Annotated in this window: 1 protein-coding gene; it reads right to left on the bottom strand. The window is 37.4% G+C overall.

Going from position 1 to position 677, the window contains the following annotated elements; translation table 11 throughout:
• Positions 1–146: 146 nt before the first annotated feature.
• Entirely contained in the window at positions 147–548 is a 402-nt protein-coding gene (locus HHO50_RS20940) for a hypothetical protein (protein WP_181309096.1), read from the bottom strand.
• Between the last annotated feature and the right edge of the window lie 129 nt (positions 549–677).

The following is a 677-nucleotide window of genomic DNA, read 5'->3' as shown; positions in this document are numbered from 1 at the left end:
TAAAAAAAGAAAAACAGCAGCTAACACTGTGTAAACGGCATCTTCGGCCGACGGCCTCCGCCGCCGTTTACACTAGACCGTTGTGCAACAGCTACCAATGTTAGGCAACGTTATTTTTTTAACTATTTGCTTTTATTAATGACATGTTAAATCCAGTTTGTTACTGTTTTCAACTCTAACTCGTATTCTTTTATTTGTCCACTTGCAGAATATTCCTTTTTGTAAATCACCTTATCTTCGTCGAATCGGATTGGCATAATAAATCCTTTTTCAGCAATCGACAATTGGGCGAGTTTATTTTCCTTTAAGTCGATGACAAGTAATGCTGTAATTGGGCCTTTTTGGTAATCAGTTGTAAGCCATTCCTGTAATGCCAGATATTTAGATTCTGAATCCCATTTGTAAGGTCGCCCGAATATTTTTTCTATGATTGTCTGTCCATTTAGAGCAACCGAATAGTATTCAGGCCCAAACCTGATTTCTCCAGCTAACAGTAACTCAATTTTATGTTTTCCGTCTGGAGATTTATAAGGTTCAGTTTTGTTCATGTTTCTAATGTTGCCTAACCTTTAGATTAGGGCTCTATCATTTTTCTAACAACTATACTTTTCAATTACCAGGTATCGGAGTAACTTTTGCTCATACCTGAAGAGCAGCCAGTGAACTACTCGCTAACA

Source organism: Rufibacter sp. XAAS-G3-1 (assembly GCF_013623775.1).
Classification (GTDB): Bacteria; Bacteroidota; Bacteroidia; order Cytophagales; family Hymenobacteraceae; genus Nibribacter.
This window is presented reverse-complemented; position numbering and strand designations above follow the sequence as displayed.

Bases quoted from the DNA above. Each gene is read 5' to 3' on its own strand.
- HHO50_RS20940 (WP_181309096.1), bottom strand. From the start codon at position 548: ATGAACAAAACTGAACCTTATAAATCTCCAGACGGAAAACATAAAATT.